Origin of the sequence: Janthinobacterium sp. AD80 (assembly GCF_002878455.1) — a bacterium.
Classification (GTDB): Bacteria; Pseudomonadota; Gammaproteobacteria; order Burkholderiales; family Burkholderiaceae_D; genus Janthinobacterium.
In genome coordinates, this window is record NZ_NRDQ01000043.1 from 1 (window position 1) to 16,064 (window position 16,064).

The following is a 16,064-nucleotide window of genomic DNA, read 5'->3' on the forward strand; positions in this document are numbered from 1 at the left end:
GCGTGCTGCCCGCCGATACGCCGGCCGTGCTGGCGCTGCTGCGCGGCGAGGCGTTTCTCAACCTGAGCAATTTCAGCGGCGCCAGCCAGCGTTTCACTTTACCGGCAGGCGAATGGCGCAACAGTCTCGATGGCAGCGTACTGGCCGGCACGGTGGGCTTGCAGCCATGGCATATGCTGTGGCTGGAGCGGGAGCAAGAGCAAGAACAAGAACGGGAAGCAGCATGAGCGACGCCAGCGCGCACCGTCCGCACCTGTCGTTCTGGCAGATCGTCAACATGAATGTCGGCTTTTTCGGCATCCAGTTCAGCTTTGGGCTGCAGCAAAGCAGCATGAGCCCCATCTACAAATACCTGGGCGCCGACGAGGCGAGCCTGCCCTACCTGTGGCTGGCCGGTCCCATGACAGGGCTGCTCGTGCAGCCATTGATCGGCGCCATGAGCGACCGCACGGTGACGCGCTGGGGCCGCCGCACGCCGTACTTCCTGATCGGCGCCATCCTGTGCAGCCTGGGCCTGCTGGCCATGCCGTTCAGTCCGACTTTATGGATGGCGGCCAGCCTGCTGTGGATACTCGACGCGGCCAACAATGTGACGATGGAACCGTACCGTGCCTTTGTCAGCGACAAGCTCGACAAGAAGCAGCACTCGCTGGGTTTTCTCACGCAAAGCGCGTTTACGGGACTGGGGCAGACGCTGGCCTACCTGACGCCGTCGCTGCTGGTCATGCTGGGCATGAACAAGGATGCCGTCAATGGCAGCCATATCCCGCACATCGTCATCGCCGCCTTCATGATCGGCGCCGTGTTCTCGCTCGCCTCGGTGCTGTGGACCTTGAAGACGACGCCGGAAAACCCGCTCACGGCGGCCGAGCTGGCGGCTATCCGCAACCGTCCGGCGGGCTGGCGCCACACGCTGGCCGATATCGGCGCGGCCCTGCGCGACATGCCGCCGACGATGAAGCAGCTGGCCCTCGTCAACCTGTTCCAGTGGTACGCGCTGTTCTGCTACTGGCAGTACATTGCGCTGTCGCTGTCGGCGACCCTGTTTCACACGACGGATCCGGCCTCGCAAGGCTTTCGCGACGCGGGCCTGCTGAACGGGCAGGTGGGCGCCTTCTATAACTTCGTCGCCTTTGTCGCCGCCTTTGCGCTGGTGCCGTTCACGCGCCGTTTCGGCCCCAAGCGCATGCACAGCGTGTGCCTGTGCGCGGCCGGCGTGGGCATGCTGAGCATCCCGCTGATCCATAGCCCGGCGCTGCTGTTGCTGCCGATGCTGGGCGTGGGCCTGGCCTGGGCCAGCATCATGGGCAATCCCTACATCATGCTGGCCGGCTGCATTCCGCCCGAGCGCACGGGCGTCTACATGGGTATTTTCAATATGTTCATCGTCATCCCGATGATCATCCAGATCTTCACCTTGCCCCTGTATTACCGCAGTTGGCTGGGCGGCAATCCGGAGAACGTCATCCGGCTGGCCGGCGCCCTGTTGCTGTGCGCGGCGGTGGCGGTGCTGTTCGTCAAGCTGCGCCCGCCGCAGACCGGCAAGGCTTGATGGCAGGCGTAAAAAAACCGGCTTTGCCGGTTTTTTTATCTGCCTCGAAGAACAATTACTCTTCGAGTGCCATCTGGCTTTGCAGGTAGTTCTGGATGCCGACTTTGGCGATCAGGTCGATCTGCGTTTCGAGCCAGTCGATATGCTCTTCCGTGTCTTCCAGGATCATCAGGAACAGGTCGCGCGAAACGTAGTCGCCCGCTTTTTCACTGATGGCGATGCCTTCCTTGACGGTGGCGTGCGCGGCGCGTTCCAGCTTCAAATCGCATTCCAGCATTTCCGGCGTGTTCTCGCCGATCAGCAGCTTGTGCAGCGCTTGCAGGTTCGGCAGGCCGTCGAGCATCAGGATGCGGTCGATCAGCTTGTCGGCGTGTTTCATTTCGCCGATCGATTCTTCGTATTCCTTCTTGCCCAGCTTTTCCAGGCCCCAGTGCTTGTACATGCGCGCATGCAGGAAGTACTGGTTGATGGCGGACAGTTCGTTGGTGAGCTGTGCGTTGAGCATGCGGATGACTTCTTTATCGCCCTTCATGGGATTTCCTTTGTTCGGTGTCGCGTTCGATGATGAAACCGGGGGCTGCTGGCGTTCACTGCCGGGTGGCGCAGGCTGCCTGGTGGCGCGCAGCTTGCCGGTTTCGCTATGCCCGCATGATAGCGCAAAATGTGCGCGGTTTTTGCTGCGAAATGGCATTTTTCCGTCTTTTTAACGTAAATACCGTGCGAATAAAACCCATTCTCAAGTAAATCACTACACTTCTCCGTTTTTTATTTGTTAAGGCAAATGGAGGGTATTCTCATTCGCGTTCCTGCTGTCTTTTTTGCATGTCCGGCATGCTCGGGCGGGCGCGTGAAACAGGTGGAAAATGTTTGCGTGGTTCTTGCCTTTATGCCTTCTTGGTCGCTGGCGGCGGTGCGATAATCCTCAGAAGAATTCACTACAAAGGATCGCAAGATGATGCTGCACATACCCGGCGTGCTGACGCCGGAACAGGTCACGCACTTTCGCCAGCGCCTGGCGCAGACAGACTGGGTCGACGGGCGCGCCAGCGTGGGCGCGCAGGGCGCGCAAGTCAAGCGCAACCGCCAGCTGGCTGAAGGTTCGCCGCTGGCGCTGGAACTGGGCGAGACCGTCAGCCGCGCGCTGATGGCCAATCCCCTGTTCTTCGCTGCCGTGCTGCCGCTGCGCATCCTGCCGCCGTTCTTCAACAGCTACGCGGGCGGCGAGCACTATGGCCTGCATATCGACGGCGCCATCCGCACGCCGAAAAACGGCATGCAGTCGATGCGCGCCGACGTGTCGTCGACGGTTTTCCTGAGCGAGCCGGACGAATACGAAGGCGGCGAACTGGTGGTGGTCGATTCCTACGGCACGCATGAAGTGAAGCTGCCGGCCGGCGACGTCATCGTGTATCCGTCGAGCAGCGTGCACCAAGTGCTGCCCGTCACCAGCGGCGAGCGCATCTGCTCATTCCTGTGGACGCAAAGCATGGTGCGCGAGGACTGGAAACGCAGCATGCTGTTCGAGCTGGACCAGAATATCCAGAGCGTGCGCGGCGAACATGGCGATTCGCCGGCGACCGTGGGCTTGACGGGGCATTATCACAACCTGCTGCGGATGTGGGCGGAGATGTAAGGCTGGGGTCAGACCCCCGGTGACGTTGGCGCTGAACTGGGCGTTGGCGGTGTTGAGGGTCTGACCCCATAGCAGGCAAAAAAAAGTCTGCCGGGCCCGGGGATGTAGGCTGGCAGACTGAAACAAGCAAATCGCTTGACTAAAAACAGGGCGCAAAAAAGCAAGCAGGGCACGCGGTGCGGTGCGGTGCTTGCGGGCTGGCAGCGGCGCAGGGCGCCGCCGTGGGCTAGCTCAGTTGGAAGGTCAGTGGTACTAAGACGTAGACGGGCACGGCCTTGCCGTTTTCCACCATCGGCTTGAACAGCGCGCGTTGCGCGGCCTGGCGGCCCGCTTCGTCGAGGTTGTTGTAGCCGGTCGATTTATGGATCAGGATTTGCTCTGGCAAGCCCTTTTCATTGATCAGGATGCGCAGCACCACGGTGCCGCTCTCGCCGAGGCGGCGCGACAGGTTCGGGTAGATCAGCTGCGGTGCCTTGATGTATTCCACGCTGCTGACGGTGCGCGGCGCTGATGGAGCCGGCGGCGAAGGTGCGGGTGCCGATGGCGCCGTAGGCGCGGCGGTGGCGGCAGGCGCCGCTTCGGAGCGCGTCGGCTGTGGCGGCGTGATCGTCGGTTCGCTCGGGGCCACGGCGATCAGCGGCAGCGGCGGAATGACGGCGCGCGGCACGGGGGCGCTCAGCTCCACGGTTTTCGGCACGGACGGTGCAGGCGGCTTGGGCGGCGCTGGCGGGGCGATGATGCTGATGGTGGTAATGGTCGGCATGGCGGCCGTGACGACGCGGCTCAAGAGCCCGCTCTGGATCGCGTAAAAGCCGGCGATGTGCAGCACGACGATGGCCATCAGCGGCACGAATTTGCTGCGTTTCTTGTCGAAATCGGCAAATTGTTCCACGGCCTGCACCGTTACGGGCGGGGGCATCATCGTCATGGCGTTCATCACTTTCCTTAGTTTGTCAGTACAGCTCGCATCAATACGGTTTCTTGCAGCACCACGCTGGCGTTCAGGTGATCGTTCAGCACTTCGCGTGCACAGGTATGGCATTTGCCGCAGCACGTGGCCACGCCCAGGTCGCGGCGCAGTTCGGCCATGCTGGACAGGCCAAGATCAACGGCTTGACGGATTTCACGATCAGATATGTTGTTGCAGACACATACAATCATTGATACACCTTCTGGCTGGAGGATGAAAATACACTAGTGCTGCGAGGCATTGTTGTTAGTGTTTTAATGAGAATCATTATCATTACGTTTCATTGTCGCGCAAAGTGCAGGACAATGCAAGCGATTTTGATGAAGCGTGCGGCAGTTGGCGGGCTGGCACGGTGCTGCGGCAAAGCGCCGGCAAGCCGTGCGCCCGAATGACGCGGCCCTTGCCGGCGGCGGCTCTCCGGGCTAAATAAAAACAATTCGCATTCATGTTTATAATGCTGGTATTGTCTCGGACGGCCACCGTCTGGACATATGGAAAGGCCGCTTGTCGGTAATGCGCAACAGTTGCGATTTACCTCACAAACCCGGGATCAGCGCAGGGCGCCCTGCGCCGCTGCTGTTCCCGGGTGTTCTTCATTTGAACGGAATTTGCTCATGACTCTAGTTCCACCCTTGATGACGCTCGACGCCCTGGCAGTCGGCCAGAGCGGCACTGTGTTGCATATCACGCCCCACGCGGCAGGACAGACGGAGGACGGCGTCGACCTGGCCCGCCGCTTGATGGAGCTGGGATTCGTTCCCGGCGAACGCATCCGCATGCTCAAGCGCGGCATTCCCGGTGGCGACCCGCTGGCCATCAAGGTCGGCAATGCCACGTTCGCACTGCGCCGCTTCGAAGCGGCGCTGATTACGATTCAACCGTTGACTCAACCGGAATGACCATGGGCGCTGTAGAAACTATCGTCGATGCGGGCACGCACAAGCCGCCGCATCAGCCACAAATCGCCCTGCTGGGCAATCCGAACTGCGGCAAGACCGCCCTGTTCAACCGCTTGACGGGCGCGCGCCAGAAAGTGGCGAACTACGCCGGCGTGACCATCGAACGCAAGGAAGGCCATTTTACTTCGCCGGCCGGCAAACCCGTGCGCATCCTCGACTTGCCAGGCGCCTACAGCCTGTCGGCCACCACGCCCGATGAAGCCATCACGCGCGACGTGGTGGGCGGGCTTCGCCGCGGCGATCCGCGTCCGGACGCGATCATTTGCGTCGTCGACGCCACCAATCTGCGCCTGAATCTGCGCCTGGTGCTGGAAGTCAAGCGCCTGGGCCTGCCCATGCTGCTGGCGCTGAACATGACGGACGTGGCGCGCAAGCGCGGCATGCTCATCGACACGGCCAAGCTGTCGCAGGAACTGGGCATGCCCGTGGTGGAAACCGTGGCGGTGCAGCACGATGGCGAAAAAGCCCTGCTGGACGCCATCGACGCCATGCTGCCGCTGCCGGCCGTGGAAGCGAAACCGCTGGCGGCCATCGACGCTGTCAGCGTCGAAGAGACCCAGCGCGAAGTGCGCCGCATCCTGTCTGCCGTCAGCAATGACGCTGGCGACCGCGGCAACCTGACGGAGAAGATCGACGACGTGGTGCTGCACCCTGTCGCCGGCCCCATCATCCTGACGGTGCTGATGTTCCTGATTTTCCAGGCCGTGTTTGCGTGGGCCGCCACGCCGATGGAAATGATCACCGACGGCGTGGGCCACCTGGGCGCCATGCTGACGGCGAACATGCCTGACGGCCACCTGAAGAGCTTGCTGGTGGAAGGCATCATCGGCGGCGTCGGCAGCGTGCTGGTGTTCCTGCCGCAAATCCTGATCCTGTTCTTCTTCATCCTGGCGCTGGAAGACTGCGGCTACCTGCCGCGCGCCGCGTTCCTGCTGGACCGCCTGATGGGCGGCGTGGGCCTGTCGGGCCGCGCCTTCATTCCGCTGCTGTCGAGCTTTGCCTGCGCCATTCCCGGCGTGATGGCGGCGCGCACCATCCAGAACCCGCGCGACCGCCTGGTCACCATCATGATCGCGCCGCTGATGACGTGCTCGGCGCGTTTGCCCGTGTATGCGCTGATCATCGCCGCCTTCATTCCCGAGCGTGAAGTGTGGGGCTACCTGAGCCTGCAGGGCCTGGTGCTGTTCGTGCTGTACTTCGCCGGCATCATCTCGGCCATGGCCGTGGCCTGGGTCATGAAGCGCGGCATGGGCGTGCGCGGCAACCAGCCGCTGATGCTGGAACTGCCCGCCTACCACTGGCCGCACCTGCGCAACCTGGCCGTCAGCCTGTGGGAACGCGCGAAGATCTTCCTCACGCGCGTCGGTACCATCATCCTGAGCCTGATGATCATCCTGTGGTTCCTCAGCACCTTCCCCGGCCCGCCGGACAACGCCATCCACCCGCCGATCTACTACAGCCTGGCCGGTATCCTGGGCCGCGGACTGGAAGTGATCTTCGCGCCAATCGGCTTCAACTGGCAGATCTGCATCGCGCTGGTGCCGGGCATGGCGGCGCGTGAAGTGGCCGTCGGCGCCCTGGGCACCGTGTACGCGCTGTCGCAAACGGGCGATGCGCTGGCGTCCACTCTGGAACCGCTGATCGCCCACTCGTGGTCGATGGCCACCGCGCTGTCCCTGCTGGCCTGGTACGTCTTCGCGCCGCAGTGCCTGTCGACCCTCTCCGTGGTGAAACGCGAGACGGGCGGCTGGCGTTATCCGCTGCTGATGGCCGGCTACATGTTCGCGCTGGCGTACGCCGCCTCGTTCATCACGTACCGTGTCGCCCTGATGGCCGGCGCATAGGAGAGCAGCATGTGGCAAACCATCATCGTCGCCCTCATCGTCGCAGCCGCGCTGCTGCATTTTTCGACCAAGTACCTGCCGGCCGGCGTGCGCCGCGCCATCGTGCGTGGGCTGGTGCGCTGCGGCCTCGATGAGGCCAAGCTGTCGACCTTCTTCAAGGTGGCGCCCGGCTGCGGCAGCGGCTGCGGTTCCTGCGGCTCCTGCGACAGCCCGCCGCCACCGTCCGCCACGCCGCCCGCAGACGGCAGCAGCAAGCGCGTGATCCTGATGCAGGTGCAGCGCTAGGGCCTGCATTTCAGTGTAGCCACGGGCGCGTCCCTGGGCTACACTGGGCTTTCCAGATGGCAAGGAGTGGCAATGGCGATACTGTTGATCTTCATGTTCTTGTTTGCGGTCGCCACCTGGCTGCTGGCCAGCCGGCGCGGCCGCCATGGCGGCGTCTGGTTCGGCATCGGCCTGTTCCTCGGACCCTTTGCCTTGCTGGCGGTGGCGGCGCTGCCGCCCGTGCCGCCGGCTACGCAGCCCTGAATGAAAAAAACCCGCGCGAGCGGGTTTTTTTACGTCTGCGGCGCCGCGCTTACGCCTGGCCGGCCAGCTTTTCCACCACGGGCGCCAGCGCGGCCGGGCGGCAGCCAAAGGCGGCCAGGCGGCCTTGCGCACCGGGCGCCAAGTCCAGGTCGTACGGCAGGCGGCCCGCTACCAGCCATAGTTTATCCTGCGGCAGGGCGTCGACCAGGCGACGCTGGCCATCGACGAACATGGCGTTATACGTTTGCAGCACGATTTGCTGCGCGCCTTGCGCAAAGGCGATGGCTTCATTGACTTCGTCGTCCAGCGCTTCGGCCGACAGCGCATATTCGCGCACGTCCAGGCCCGCTTCGAGCAGCGCCGGCAGCATGGAGCTGCGCGCTTCCTTGTTGCGGCCCAGCGCCACTTCATCGATCTCGCTGCGCGAGCGCACTTCCACCGTCAGCAGGGTCACGGGCAGGCTGGCATCGAGCGCGCGGTAATCGCCCTGCACGCGCAGCGCCGCTTTTTGCAGCAGCTGCGACAGGGCCATGGCGGCCGGCTGCATCAGCGCGGGCGGCGTGACGGGACGTTCGCGCCAGTCGCGCACGGCGCGGTTGCGCTTGAGTTCAGTCACGCGGGCAAGCGCTGCGTCGATGCGCGCCATGGCGATCTCGCCGCTTTCCACGGCGGCGATGACGGCGTCGATGGCTGCCGTCTGCTGCGCTTCACGGTGCGAAATGAGGACGATGTCGGCGCCCGCCTGCAAGGTGGCGATGGCGCCCCTGGGGATGCCGATGCCGTCGGCGATCGCCGCCATTTCCAGGCAGTCGGTGATGACCACGCCCTGGTATTTCATCTCGCCGCGCAGCAGGTCGGTCAGCACGCCTTTCGACAGGGTGGCTGGCACCTTGGTGTCGGCTTCGAAGGCGGGGAAGACCACGTGCGCCGTCATGATGGCGTCGACGCCGCCGGCGATGGCCGCGCGGAACGGCGCCAGTTCCACCGCGCGCAGGCGTTCCTTGTCGTGCGGCACCAGGGCCATGGCGTAGTGCGTGTCGATCGCCGTGTCGCCGTGGCCGGGGAAATGCTTGGCGGTGACGGCCAGGCCGCTGGCGCGCTGGCCGCGCATGGCGGCCATGCCGTATTCGATGACGGTATCGGCATCTTCGCCATACGCGCGCACGCCGATGACGGGGTTGTTGCGGTTGTTGTTGACGTCCAGCACGGGGGCCAGCAGCATGTTGATGCCCACCTGGCGCATCTCGTCGCCGCTGATCTGGTTCATGCGCTCGCAGTCTTCCGGCGAGCCGGCCGCCTGGAAGGCCATGGCGGCGGGAATCGGCGTCACGCCCTGCTCGATGCGCATCACCATGCCGCCTTCCTGGTCGATGGAAATGAGCAGCGGCGTGTCGGACACTTCCGCGTTGATCTCCTGCAGTTCGCGGCACAGGGCCGACACTTGCGCCGGCGTGTGCACATTGCGGCGGAACAGGATCACGCCGCCGACCTTCTTTTCGCGTATCAAGGTCTTGATATGCTCGTCCGCCTGCAGGGCGTCAAAGCCCACCATGAACAACTGTCCTACTTTTTCGCGCAAACCCTGCTCCATGCTGCAACTCCTCCGGTATTCGTGTTGATGACGGCAAGCCCGTATTGTGGCCCGTGATGCCGCAGCGTGGCGGTCAGCGGAAAAGCTGCCTTGTTTTTTACTTGTTTTGGTATTGTATTGGATTTGGATTTTTGCGCAAGTGGTTATTAAGTGGTATTGCTCCACTTGTCACCACTTGCGCAACAGCTTCGCGATAACTCGTCAGGCGAGGCGCTTGAACGACTCGGCCTGCGCCTTGGGCCAGTACAGGCCGAACACAGGCGGCAGTTGCGGCAGCTGGCTCGGGTCGAGCAGCTGGCCCGCTTCCAGGAAGGGCAGCAGGGCCGACGCCAGTTTCACCTGGTTCGGCGAAATGCGCCGCACCAGGTGATGCGGGCGCAGTTCCTGCGGATGTTCGAGGCCGGCGGCGGCGATCAGTTCGGCCAGCGCCTTCATGGTGTTCTGGTGGAAGTGCGCCACGCGGGCGATCTTGTCGGGCACCACCAGCGCGCGCTGGCGTTGCGGATCCTGCGTGGCCACGCCCGTCGGGCAGCGGTCCGTGTGGCAGCTTTGCGACTGGATGCAGCCCAGCGCGAACATGAAGCCGCGCGCCGAATTGCACCAGTCGGCGCCCAGCGCCAGCAGGCGGGCGATATCGAACGCCGTGATGATCTTGCCGGAACAGCCGATCTTGATTTTCTCGCGCAGGTTGGCGCCCACCAGGGTGTTATGCACGAGTACCAGCGCTTCCTGCAGCGGCGTGCCGACGTGGTCCGTAAATTCCACCGGGGCGGCGCCGGTGCCGCCTTCGCTGCCGTCGACGACGATGAAGTCGGGCGTGATGCCGGTGGCCAGCATGGCTTTCACGATGCCGAAAAATTCCCACGGGTGGCCGATGGCCAGCTTGAAGCCCGTCGGCTTGCCGCCCGACAGCGTGCGCAGGCGGTCGATAAAGTGCAGCATTTCCAGCGGCGTGGAAAAGGCGCTGTGCGCGGCCGGCGAGACGCAATCCTCGCCCACCATCACGCCGCGCGTGGTGGCGATCTCGATGGTGACTTTCGGCCCCGGCAGCACGCCGCCGTGGCCCGGCTTGGCGCCTTGCGACATCTTCAGCTCGATCATTTTCACTTGCTCGGAGCTGGCGTTGGCGACGAAGCGTTCTTCCGAAAACGTGCCGTCCGGATTGCGGCAGCCGAAGTAGCCGGAGCCGATTTCCCATACCAGGTCGCCGCCGTTTTCGCGGTGGTAGGGGCTGATGCTGCCTTCGCCCGTGTCGTGCATGAAGCCGCCGCTGCGCGCGCCGCCGTTCAGGGCCAGGATGGCGTTGGCCGACAGGGCGCCAAAGCTCATCGCCGAAATATTGAAGACGCTGGCCGAATACGGTTTTTCACGCGGGCAGTCGGGATGGTTGCCGATCTCGATGCGGAAGTCGTGGCCCGTCACCTTGGCGGGGGCGATGGAATGGTTGATCCACTCATAGCCCGCCTCATACACGTCGAGCTGGGTGCCAAACGGGCGCTTGTCCGTCTGCTCCTTGGCGCGCTGATAGACGATGCTGCGCTGGCTGCGCGAGAACGGCGTCGCCTCCGTATCGCTTTCCAGGAAATACTGGCGGATCTCGGGGCGGATGCTCTCGAAGAAAAAGCGGAAGTGCGAGAGGATGGGGTAGTTGCGGCGCAGGGCGCGCTTGGTTTGCAGCAGATCACTGATGCCCAGCAGGGTCAGCGCACCGGCCAGCACGGGCAGCCAGTAATGATCGTAGTAAAACAGGGACAGGACAAAGATGGCGGCCGTCGCAATGAAGGTCAGGTAGCGAAATGGTACTAGGTGCATGGGCACTCCGGTGAGGTCAGACTGATACTGCCGAGTCTACCTTTGATTCACGGAACGTGCTGGCTGGAAAGAACGCGGCACCCAGGGGCGCCGCGTGAGGTGCTTAGCGCTGTGCCGCGCGGATGCGCTCGATGCGTTCACTGCTGGCCGGATGGCTCGACAGGTACGGCGTGCCGTCGCCCAGCTTGCCCAGGGCGACAAACACCTGCGCCAGGTGTTCCAGCGCAATGCCGTTCTGGCGCAGCATGGCGATCGCGTAGTCGTCCGCCTCGCGCTCGACATCGCGCGAATATTTCAAGTCCAGCAGGAGCGGCGGCAAGGTTGCCACCACCGTCGACACGTCGCCGAACAGCAGCGCCGCGCCGGCGCCCACGGCCGAGGTCTGGATCAGGCGGCGCGTCAGGTGGCGCTGCTGCAAATGCCCCAGTTCATGCGCCAGCACGCCCATGATGGCGTCGTCGTCCGGCATCAGTTCCACCATTTCATCGGTCAGCACGATGTCGCCGGACGGCAGGGCGAAGGCGTTCGGCCCGATCTTGCTCTTGCGGAAGAGGATGCGGTGCTCGGGCGTGCTGTCGCCGGGTGTGGACAGGCGCGCGAACCGGGCGCGCAAGGCTTGCTGGCGCGCGTTATCGAGCTTGCTGGCTTCAAACACGTGCTGGTCGAGGAAATCGAGCACGCCCTGGCCCAGCTGGCGCTCGACGGACTGGGGAATCGCATACGCGACGCCCTTCGCCACCACGGGCAGCAGGTACTGATAACTGAGCCACAGGGCCAGCACGGTGGCCACTGTCGCCAGCAGGGCGCCGCGCCAGCTTTGTTGCAGCCGCACCACCCAGCCGTCGCGGTGGCCCGTGTCGTGCAGCAGCGCGTTGAAGGCCGCCTGGTCGGCGATTTCCAGGTAGGCGCCATCGGGAAAGCTGACCTTGCGCACGGCGTGGCTGCTGCGTTCGGACACGTGCAGCTCGCCCAGCGGGCAGCTGCGTTCGATGTCGCCGGCCAGCATCGCCACGCCATCGCGCACGCTCAGCGTGACGTGGTACAGGCGCGAGGTCTGGCCGTCGAAATAGCGGGCGGCCAGGCTGGCGTGGTCTTCTTGCTTGTCGGCGCCCATGCTTACATCGACAGGTCGAAGTCCAGCAGGTCGACCACGCCTTCGCCGGTGGCCGAGACCTGCTCTCCGGTGGCGGCGACAAATTCATCGAGGCTGCCATGCACCAGCATGGACGTCGCTTCCAGGCGGTATTTCAGCCAGCGCACGTGGGCGAATGGCGAAAACAGGCCCAGGGTGACGACGATGCCCAGCAGGTTGGTCAGCATGATGAAGGTGGTGCGGCCCCAGGTCAGCTGCGACTGGAACTGGTGCTGCTGCAAGCGCGTGTGGTTCCAGATCAGGTTCTGGATCATGGTCAGGAACAGCGGCAGCACGATGAAGGCCCAGGCATACAGGGCGGCCACGGCGCCGAAGATGCTGCCGGCCTTGGTGACATCGTTGGCATCGGTCGCAAACGTGGCGAAGACGCTGGCGAAGACGACAAAGATCAGCACCAGGAAACCGGCCAGCAGCAGGGCGAAGAACAGCAGATAGGTCTTGTAGAAGCTGCCGACCGTGGCGTCGAAGCTGAAATTGCTGCTGCCGAAACGGCTGTGCGTGTGCTGGAAGCGCTTCAGGCGCTGATGCAGGAACGGCGTCATCAGGCCAGCCGTGAAGGTGTTCAGGATGGGCAGCCACAGGAAGTATTTATAGGCTTCCTTGGCGCTGCCGCCGAAGCCGAAGCGGATGCCGCGGTAGCTGGTGTTGTACAGCTTGAATTGCAGGCTTTTCCAGACCAGCCATGGCAGCACGGCCATCATCAGCACGAGCATGATCAGGCCGATGATGGGCGAGACCTGGAAGGCGATGTTGTAGCCGCCGATCAAGACCACGGCGGCGATGCGGCCCTTCAGGATGGCCACGGCATTGCCGTGATATTCGAAGCTGCTGCCAGCCAGGTGGGTGCTGGAATAGAAATAGCGGTTGCGGCGCACCTTGGCCCAGGCCGAATAAATGCCCAGGGTGACAATGCTCAGCAGCAGGTTGACGATCCAGATACGGAAGTATTCGCTGCCCGTGGCGCTGAAGGTGATCGCTTCGCGCTGGGTGTTCGGGGTGTTGGTGTCGATATCCACGCCAGGAATCCTTGCAGTTGAAAAAGAATTAAGATGCATGATCGTCAATAAGTTGTCAATAAAAATATTGTTCAGGCGTAATATATTTTCGCATGGATGGGCAAATCGACGCGGCGCGCGTCCGGGGCGCGGCGTCCGGCTATACTGGAACTCAACCATCGTTTAACGGAAATCGCCATGATCGTCGTCCATCATCTGAACAATTCCCGCTCGCAGCGCGTGCTGTGGCTGCTTGAAGAGCTGGGCCTGGAGTATGAGGTCAAGCGCTACCAGCGCGACCCGAAAACCATGCTGGCGCCCGCTTCGCTGAAGGCTGTGCATCCGCTGGGCAAGTCGCCCGTGATCACGGACGGCGCCAACACCATCGCCGAATCGGGCGCCATCATCGAGTACCTGGTCGAGCGTTATGGCCAGGGCCGGCTGATCCCGGCGGCGGGCACGCCTGAAAAGCTGCGCTGGACTTACTGGCTGCATTTCGCGGAAGGCTCGGCCATGCCGCCTCTGCTGATGAAGCTGGTGTTCGACAAGGTCGAATCGTCGCCCATGCCGTTCTTCGTGAAACCGATCGCGCGCGGCATCGCCAGCAAGGTGAAACATAGCTTCATCATGCCGAACATCGACAGCCAGCTCGCGTATATGGAGGCGGAGCTGGAAAAGGAAAAATGGTTTGCCGGCAACGAGTTCTCTGCGGCGGACATCCAGATGAGCTTTCCCCTGGAAGCGGCCGCTTCCCGCGGCGGCCTTGATGCGCGCCTGCCGAAGCTGACGGCCTTTTTGCAGCGCATTCATGCGCGGCCTGCCTATCAGCGGGCGCTGGAGCGGGGCGGGCCTTACGACTTCGCCAAGTAAGGGCGCTTGGGGACGATGGCATGCATGGAAAGTAATATTACTTTTATGCATGGTTTTGCTATAAAATATTTTCCTTTATGCAACCACCTGACCGCGCTGCAATGCGCTCTTCCCCCATGATCAAAAAAATTGTGCTGCTCACCTCCGTGACGTTCCTCTTCACCGGTTGCGCCATTACGCAGACAGTCAAGCCGGTCGAGCATTTCGCCAGTAAGGAAGTATGCATCCTGGAGAACCCGGATGTACGCGCCGGTTTCATGACGTCGTATAAGCGTGCGCTCGAAGGCAAGGGATATGTGGCACGCCAGCTGCCGGCCGCCGCCTCGATCATCGAATGTCCGCTGACGTCCACCTACACGGCGAACTGGCGCTGGGACCTGGCGATGTACATGAACTATGCGAATATCAAGGTGTACAACAACGGCAAGATAATCGGCGAAGCCAAGTACGACGCCAACCGCGCCGGCATGAATACGGCCAAATTCATCGATGCGGATAAAAAAATCAGCGAATTGGTGAATCAGCTTTTCCCGGGCGGCGCGGGGATCTGAAACTGCTAATGGCCACCTCCATGCGGTAGAATGCGCGCTTGAACAAGCATCAATAGTCCTACTTACCGCATGGCCAGACTCCTCGCTATCGACGGCTTGAATATCGTACGCCGCGTCTACGAAGCCAGTCCTGAACCCGATTCCGATCTGAAGGCGGAGATCGCGCTGCGCCATGCGCTGTCGTCGTTCCGCACCCTCATCAACGATCACGAGCCGACGCACATCCTGCCGGCCTTCGATTTCGGCGGCCCGACCTGGCGCCACGCCCTGTATGCGGGCTACCGCGAGGGGCGCCAGCCCATGCCGCAAGTGTTACGCGACGCCTTGCCCGGCTTTTACGCCACCCTGGCCAGCTTTGGCATGCACGTGGTGAGCATTCCCGAAGTCGAGGCTGACGACGTGATCGGCACGGCCGTCATGCGCTGGCTGCACGAAGGGCGCGGCGCGGCCGTCATCGCCACCACCGACAAGGACTTGCATGGCCTGATCGCCCACGGCGCGCTGGTGTGGGACCATTTCAAGGGCGTCTGGCACGACCATGCCTGGGTCGAGAAAAAGTTCGGCGTGCCGCCGGAACTGCTGCCCGACCTGCTGGCGCTGATGGGCGACGTCACCGACAGCATTCCCGGCGTGTCGAAGATCGGCCTGAAAACGGGCGCCAAACTGTTGCGCGCCTACGGCAATATCGACGCCGTGATGGCCGGCGCGGGCATTTTGCCGGGTACGCTGGGCGAAAGCCTGCGAAAAGACCGGGAAATACTGTATCTTTCAAGAAAGTTAGTGGCGCTCAAGACGGATGTGACCTTGGGCGTGACCTGGAACAAGCTGGTGTGGGAAAAATAGCGCGCCAAACAAAAAGCCCATGGCGTCGTTGCCTTGCCTTGCCTTGTCGTACATTCGTACTGCCTGCGGCAACGCGCCTGGCCCCGGACCTTTTGTTCGACGCTCTCCTGACCAGCACTCGGATTAAATCAAGCAAGGGAAGTAAATCATGATGTTAAAGGCAGTCCTGATCGATAGCAGCGCCGTGGCGCGCGGCCTGCTGAACACGGTCCTGACCGATGGCGGCTACGATGTCTGCGGCCAGACGCATACCAGTACGCTGGGACTGGCGCTGCTGGTCAAGCATCGGCCGCATTTCGTGTGTATCGCGCGCGAACAGGTGGAAGATGGAACGAATGTGGTGCAAGCCATCCGCGAGCAGTATCCGAAGACGCTGATCTTCATGATCTCGGGCGGCATCGACGCCGCCTCGCTGCAGGCGGCGCACGCCATGGGCGTGTCGGGCTTCATCGTGAAACCGTTCATGGCCGACACGGTCCTGAAAACCGTGCGCAACACGGTCATTGCCATGGTCCGCAAGCAGCAGGCCCTGGCCGCCGCCGCCCAATCGTCGAACCCCACCGATTGATGCAGCGAAGCGCTTGATGCTTAATGGGTCAGATAGTACAGCGCCTGGCCCACTGATTGACCGAGATGCAGCAAAAAGTATGCTGTGACGCCCAGCAGCATACTGGCCTGCAGGAACACGGGGAGCGTATTCCATGCGGTGGTGATCCGGGCGTGCAGTGCGCGCATCAGCGTATCCTTTCAGTCAACAGTCTAT

The 16,064-nt window shown here is 62.7% G+C and carries 18 protein-coding genes and 1 pseudogene; 11 read left to right on the forward strand and 8 right to left on the reverse strand.

The genetic code is table 11. From position 1 onward, the window contains the following. Both JaAD80_RS30645 and JaAD80_RS10280 read left to right on the forward strand, forming a co-directional pair. Positions 1 to 227, forward strand: a pseudogene (locus JaAD80_RS30645) (hypothetical protein); the annotation flags it as partial. Next, positions 224 to 1,552 (forward strand): MFS transporter, encoded by a 1,329-nt coding sequence (locus JaAD80_RS10280; RefSeq protein WP_102294081.1) that lies wholly within the window; start codon positions 224 to 226, stop codon positions 1,550 to 1,552. The pseudogene JaAD80_RS30645 and the gene JaAD80_RS10280, both read left to right, overlap by 4 nt. A gap of 55 nt (positions 1,553 to 1,607) precedes the next feature. Here JaAD80_RS10280 and bfr read toward each other — a convergent pair whose 3' ends face one another. Then, on the reverse strand, positions 1,608 to 2,084 hold the full coding sequence (gene bfr / locus JaAD80_RS10285; RefSeq protein WP_102294082.1) for a bacterioferritin: 477 nt from the start codon (positions 2,082 to 2,084) through the stop codon (positions 1,608 to 1,610). A gap of 420 nt (positions 2,085 to 2,504) precedes the next feature. Here bfr and JaAD80_RS10290 point away from each other — a divergent pair, with 420 nt between their 5' ends. Next, positions 2,505 to 3,185 carry a Fe2+-dependent dioxygenase gene (locus tag JaAD80_RS10290; protein WP_102294083.1) on the forward strand — a complete coding sequence of 227 codons (681 nt, stop codon included), beginning with the start codon at positions 2,505 to 2,507 and terminating at the stop codon, positions 3,183 to 3,185. A gap of 226 nt (positions 3,186 to 3,411) precedes the next feature. Here the strand turns inward: JaAD80_RS10290 and JaAD80_RS10295 are convergent, their stop codons facing one another. Together JaAD80_RS10295 and JaAD80_RS10300 are read right to left on the reverse strand one after the other, a co-directional pair. Further along, complete coding sequence (locus JaAD80_RS10295; RefSeq protein ID WP_102294151.1) at positions 3,412 to 4,113, reverse strand: energy transducer TonB; 702 nt, start codon at positions 4,111 to 4,113, stop codon at positions 3,412 to 3,414. Between the two features lie 17 nt (positions 4,114 to 4,130). Beyond that, a complete protein-coding gene (locus JaAD80_RS10300) occupies positions 4,131 to 4,346 on the reverse strand; it encodes a bacterioferritin-associated ferredoxin (protein ID WP_102294084.1) in 216 nt (71 codons plus the stop codon). 423 nt (positions 4,347 to 4,769) lie between these two features. Here JaAD80_RS10300 and JaAD80_RS10305 point away from each other — a divergent pair, with 423 nt between their 5' ends. The 4 genes from JaAD80_RS10305 (at position 4,770) to JaAD80_RS30650 (ending at position 7,486) form a co-directional block, all read left to right on the forward strand. Further along, positions 4,770 to 5,054, forward strand: a complete 285-nt coding sequence (locus JaAD80_RS10305; protein ID WP_092802906.1) for a FeoA family protein — start codon at positions 4,770 to 4,772, stop codon at positions 5,052 to 5,054. Between the two features lie 2 nt (positions 5,055 to 5,056). Then, the gene (locus JaAD80_RS10310; protein WP_102294152.1) at positions 5,057 to 6,958 is read left to right on the forward strand and encodes a ferrous iron transporter B; all 1,902 of its coding nucleotides are present in this window, start codon (positions 5,057 to 5,059) and stop codon (positions 6,956 to 6,958) included. Between the two features lie 9 nt (positions 6,959 to 6,967). After that, positions 6,968 to 7,243, forward strand: a complete 276-nt coding sequence (locus tag JaAD80_RS10315; RefSeq protein WP_102294085.1) for a hypothetical protein — start codon at positions 6,968 to 6,970, stop codon at positions 7,241 to 7,243. Positions 7,244 to 7,315: 72 nt separating this feature from the next. Continuing rightward, positions 7,316 to 7,486 carry a hypothetical protein gene (locus tag JaAD80_RS30650; RefSeq protein ID WP_180979368.1) on the forward strand — a complete coding sequence of 57 codons (171 nt, stop codon included), beginning with the start codon at positions 7,316 to 7,318 and terminating at the stop codon, positions 7,484 to 7,486. A 49-nt stretch (positions 7,487 to 7,535) separates the two neighbouring features. Here the strand turns inward: JaAD80_RS30650 and nagZ are convergent, their stop codons facing one another. The 4 genes from nagZ to JaAD80_RS10335 all read right to left on the reverse strand — a co-directional run bounded on the left by nagZ (position 7,536) and on the right by JaAD80_RS10335 (position 13,058). Beyond that, positions 7,536 to 9,077: a beta-N-acetylhexosaminidase gene (nagZ, locus tag JaAD80_RS10320; RefSeq protein WP_102294086.1), complete on the reverse strand. Its 1,542-nt coding sequence runs from the start codon at positions 9,075 to 9,077 to the stop codon at positions 7,536 to 7,538. 201 nt (positions 9,078 to 9,278) lie between these two features. After that, a complete protein-coding gene (locus JaAD80_RS10325; RefSeq protein ID WP_102294087.1) occupies positions 9,279 to 10,889 on the reverse strand; it encodes an FMN-binding glutamate synthase family protein in 1,611 nt (536 codons plus the stop codon). 103 nt (positions 10,890 to 10,992) lie between these two features. Next, entirely contained in the window at positions 10,993 to 12,003 is a 1,011-nt protein-coding gene (locus tag JaAD80_RS10330) for a M48 family metallopeptidase (RefSeq protein WP_102294088.1), read from the reverse strand. 2 nt (positions 12,004 to 12,005) lie between these two features. Continuing rightward, positions 12,006 to 13,058 (reverse strand): YjgN family protein, encoded by a 1,053-nt coding sequence (locus JaAD80_RS10335; protein ID WP_258002914.1) that lies wholly within the window; start codon positions 13,056 to 13,058, stop codon positions 12,006 to 12,008. A 177-nt stretch (positions 13,059 to 13,235) separates the two neighbouring features. Here JaAD80_RS10335 and JaAD80_RS10340 point away from each other — a divergent pair, with 177 nt between their 5' ends. The 4 genes from JaAD80_RS10340 to JaAD80_RS10355 all read left to right on the forward strand — a co-directional run bounded on the left by JaAD80_RS10340 (position 13,236) and on the right by JaAD80_RS10355 (position 15,869). Continuing rightward, positions 13,236 to 13,907, forward strand: coding sequence for a glutathione S-transferase (locus tag JaAD80_RS10340; RefSeq protein ID WP_102294089.1), 672 nt, complete (start codon positions 13,236 to 13,238; stop codon positions 13,905 to 13,907). A 77-nt stretch (positions 13,908 to 13,984) separates the two neighbouring features. Further along, entirely contained in the window at positions 13,985 to 14,458 is a 474-nt protein-coding gene (locus JaAD80_RS10345; protein WP_146012341.1) for an Sbal_3080 family lipoprotein, read from the forward strand. Positions 14,459 to 14,527: 69 nt separating this feature from the next. After that, on the forward strand, positions 14,528 to 15,301 hold the full coding sequence (locus JaAD80_RS10350; protein WP_102294091.1) for a 5'-3' exonuclease H3TH domain-containing protein: 774 nt from the start codon (positions 14,528 to 14,530) through the stop codon (positions 15,299 to 15,301). A gap of 151 nt (positions 15,302 to 15,452) precedes the next feature. Then, the gene (locus JaAD80_RS10355) at positions 15,453 to 15,869 is read left to right on the forward strand and encodes a response regulator (protein WP_102294154.1); all 417 of its coding nucleotides are present in this window, start codon (positions 15,453 to 15,455) and stop codon (positions 15,867 to 15,869) included. Positions 15,870 to 15,889: 20 nt separating this feature from the next. Here JaAD80_RS10355 and JaAD80_RS30655 read toward each other — a convergent pair whose 3' ends face one another. Then, positions 15,890 to 16,036 (reverse strand): hypothetical protein, encoded by a 147-nt coding sequence (locus JaAD80_RS30655; protein ID WP_180979369.1) that lies wholly within the window; start codon positions 16,034 to 16,036, stop codon positions 15,890 to 15,892. Positions 16,037 to 16,064: the final 28 nt, after the last annotated feature.

What these genes read in the sequence shown, in the direction of transcription:
- JaAD80_RS10280 (WP_102294081.1), top strand. Translation starts at nt 224, where the DNA reads ATGAGCGACGCCAGCGCGCACCGTCCGCACCTGTCGTTCTGGCAGATC.
- bfr (WP_102294082.1), bottom strand. Translation starts at nt 2,084, where the DNA reads ATGAAGGGCGATAAAGAAGTCATCCGCATGCTCAACGCACAGCTCACC.
- JaAD80_RS10290 (WP_102294083.1), top strand. Translation starts at nt 2,505, where the DNA reads ATGATGCTGCACATACCCGGCGTGCTGACGCCGGAACAGGTCACGCAC.
- JaAD80_RS10295 (WP_102294151.1), bottom strand. Translation starts at nt 4,113, where the DNA reads ATGACGATGATGCCCCCGCCCGTAACGGTGCAGGCCGTGGAACAATTT.
- JaAD80_RS10300 (WP_102294084.1), bottom strand. Translation starts at nt 4,346, where the DNA reads ATGATTGTATGTGTCTGCAACAACATATCTGATCGTGAAATCCGTCAA.
- JaAD80_RS10305 (WP_092802906.1), top strand. Translation starts at nt 4,770, where the DNA reads ATGACTCTAGTTCCACCCTTGATGACGCTCGACGCCCTGGCAGTCGGC.
- JaAD80_RS10310 (WP_102294152.1), top strand. Translation starts at nt 5,057, where the DNA reads ATGGGCGCTGTAGAAACTATCGTCGATGCGGGCACGCACAAGCCGCCG.
- JaAD80_RS10315 (WP_102294085.1), top strand. Translation starts at nt 6,968, where the DNA reads ATGTGGCAAACCATCATCGTCGCCCTCATCGTCGCAGCCGCGCTGCTG.
- JaAD80_RS30650 (WP_180979368.1), top strand. Translation starts at nt 7,316, where the DNA reads ATGGCGATACTGTTGATCTTCATGTTCTTGTTTGCGGTCGCCACCTGG.
- nagZ (WP_102294086.1), bottom strand. Translation starts at nt 9,077, where the DNA reads ATGGAGCAGGGTTTGCGCGAAAAAGTAGGACAGTTGTTCATGGTGGGC.
- JaAD80_RS10325 (WP_102294087.1), bottom strand. Translation starts at nt 10,889, where the DNA reads ATGCACCTAGTACCATTTCGCTACCTGACCTTCATTGCGACGGCCGCC.
- JaAD80_RS10330 (WP_102294088.1), bottom strand. Translation starts at nt 12,003, where the DNA reads ATGGGCGCCGACAAGCAAGAAGACCACGCCAGCCTGGCCGCCCGCTAT.
- JaAD80_RS10340 (WP_102294089.1), top strand. Translation starts at nt 13,236, where the DNA reads ATGATCGTCGTCCATCATCTGAACAATTCCCGCTCGCAGCGCGTGCTG.
- JaAD80_RS10345 (WP_146012341.1), top strand. Translation starts at nt 13,985, where the DNA reads ATGCAACCACCTGACCGCGCTGCAATGCGCTCTTCCCCCATGATCAAA.
- JaAD80_RS10350 (WP_102294091.1), top strand. Translation starts at nt 14,528, where the DNA reads ATGGCCAGACTCCTCGCTATCGACGGCTTGAATATCGTACGCCGCGTC.
- JaAD80_RS10355 (WP_102294154.1), top strand. Translation starts at nt 15,453, where the DNA reads ATGTTAAAGGCAGTCCTGATCGATAGCAGCGCCGTGGCGCGCGGCCTG.
- JaAD80_RS30655 (WP_180979369.1), bottom strand. Translation starts at nt 16,036, where the DNA reads ATGCGCGCACTGCACGCCCGGATCACCACCGCATGGAATACGCTCCCC.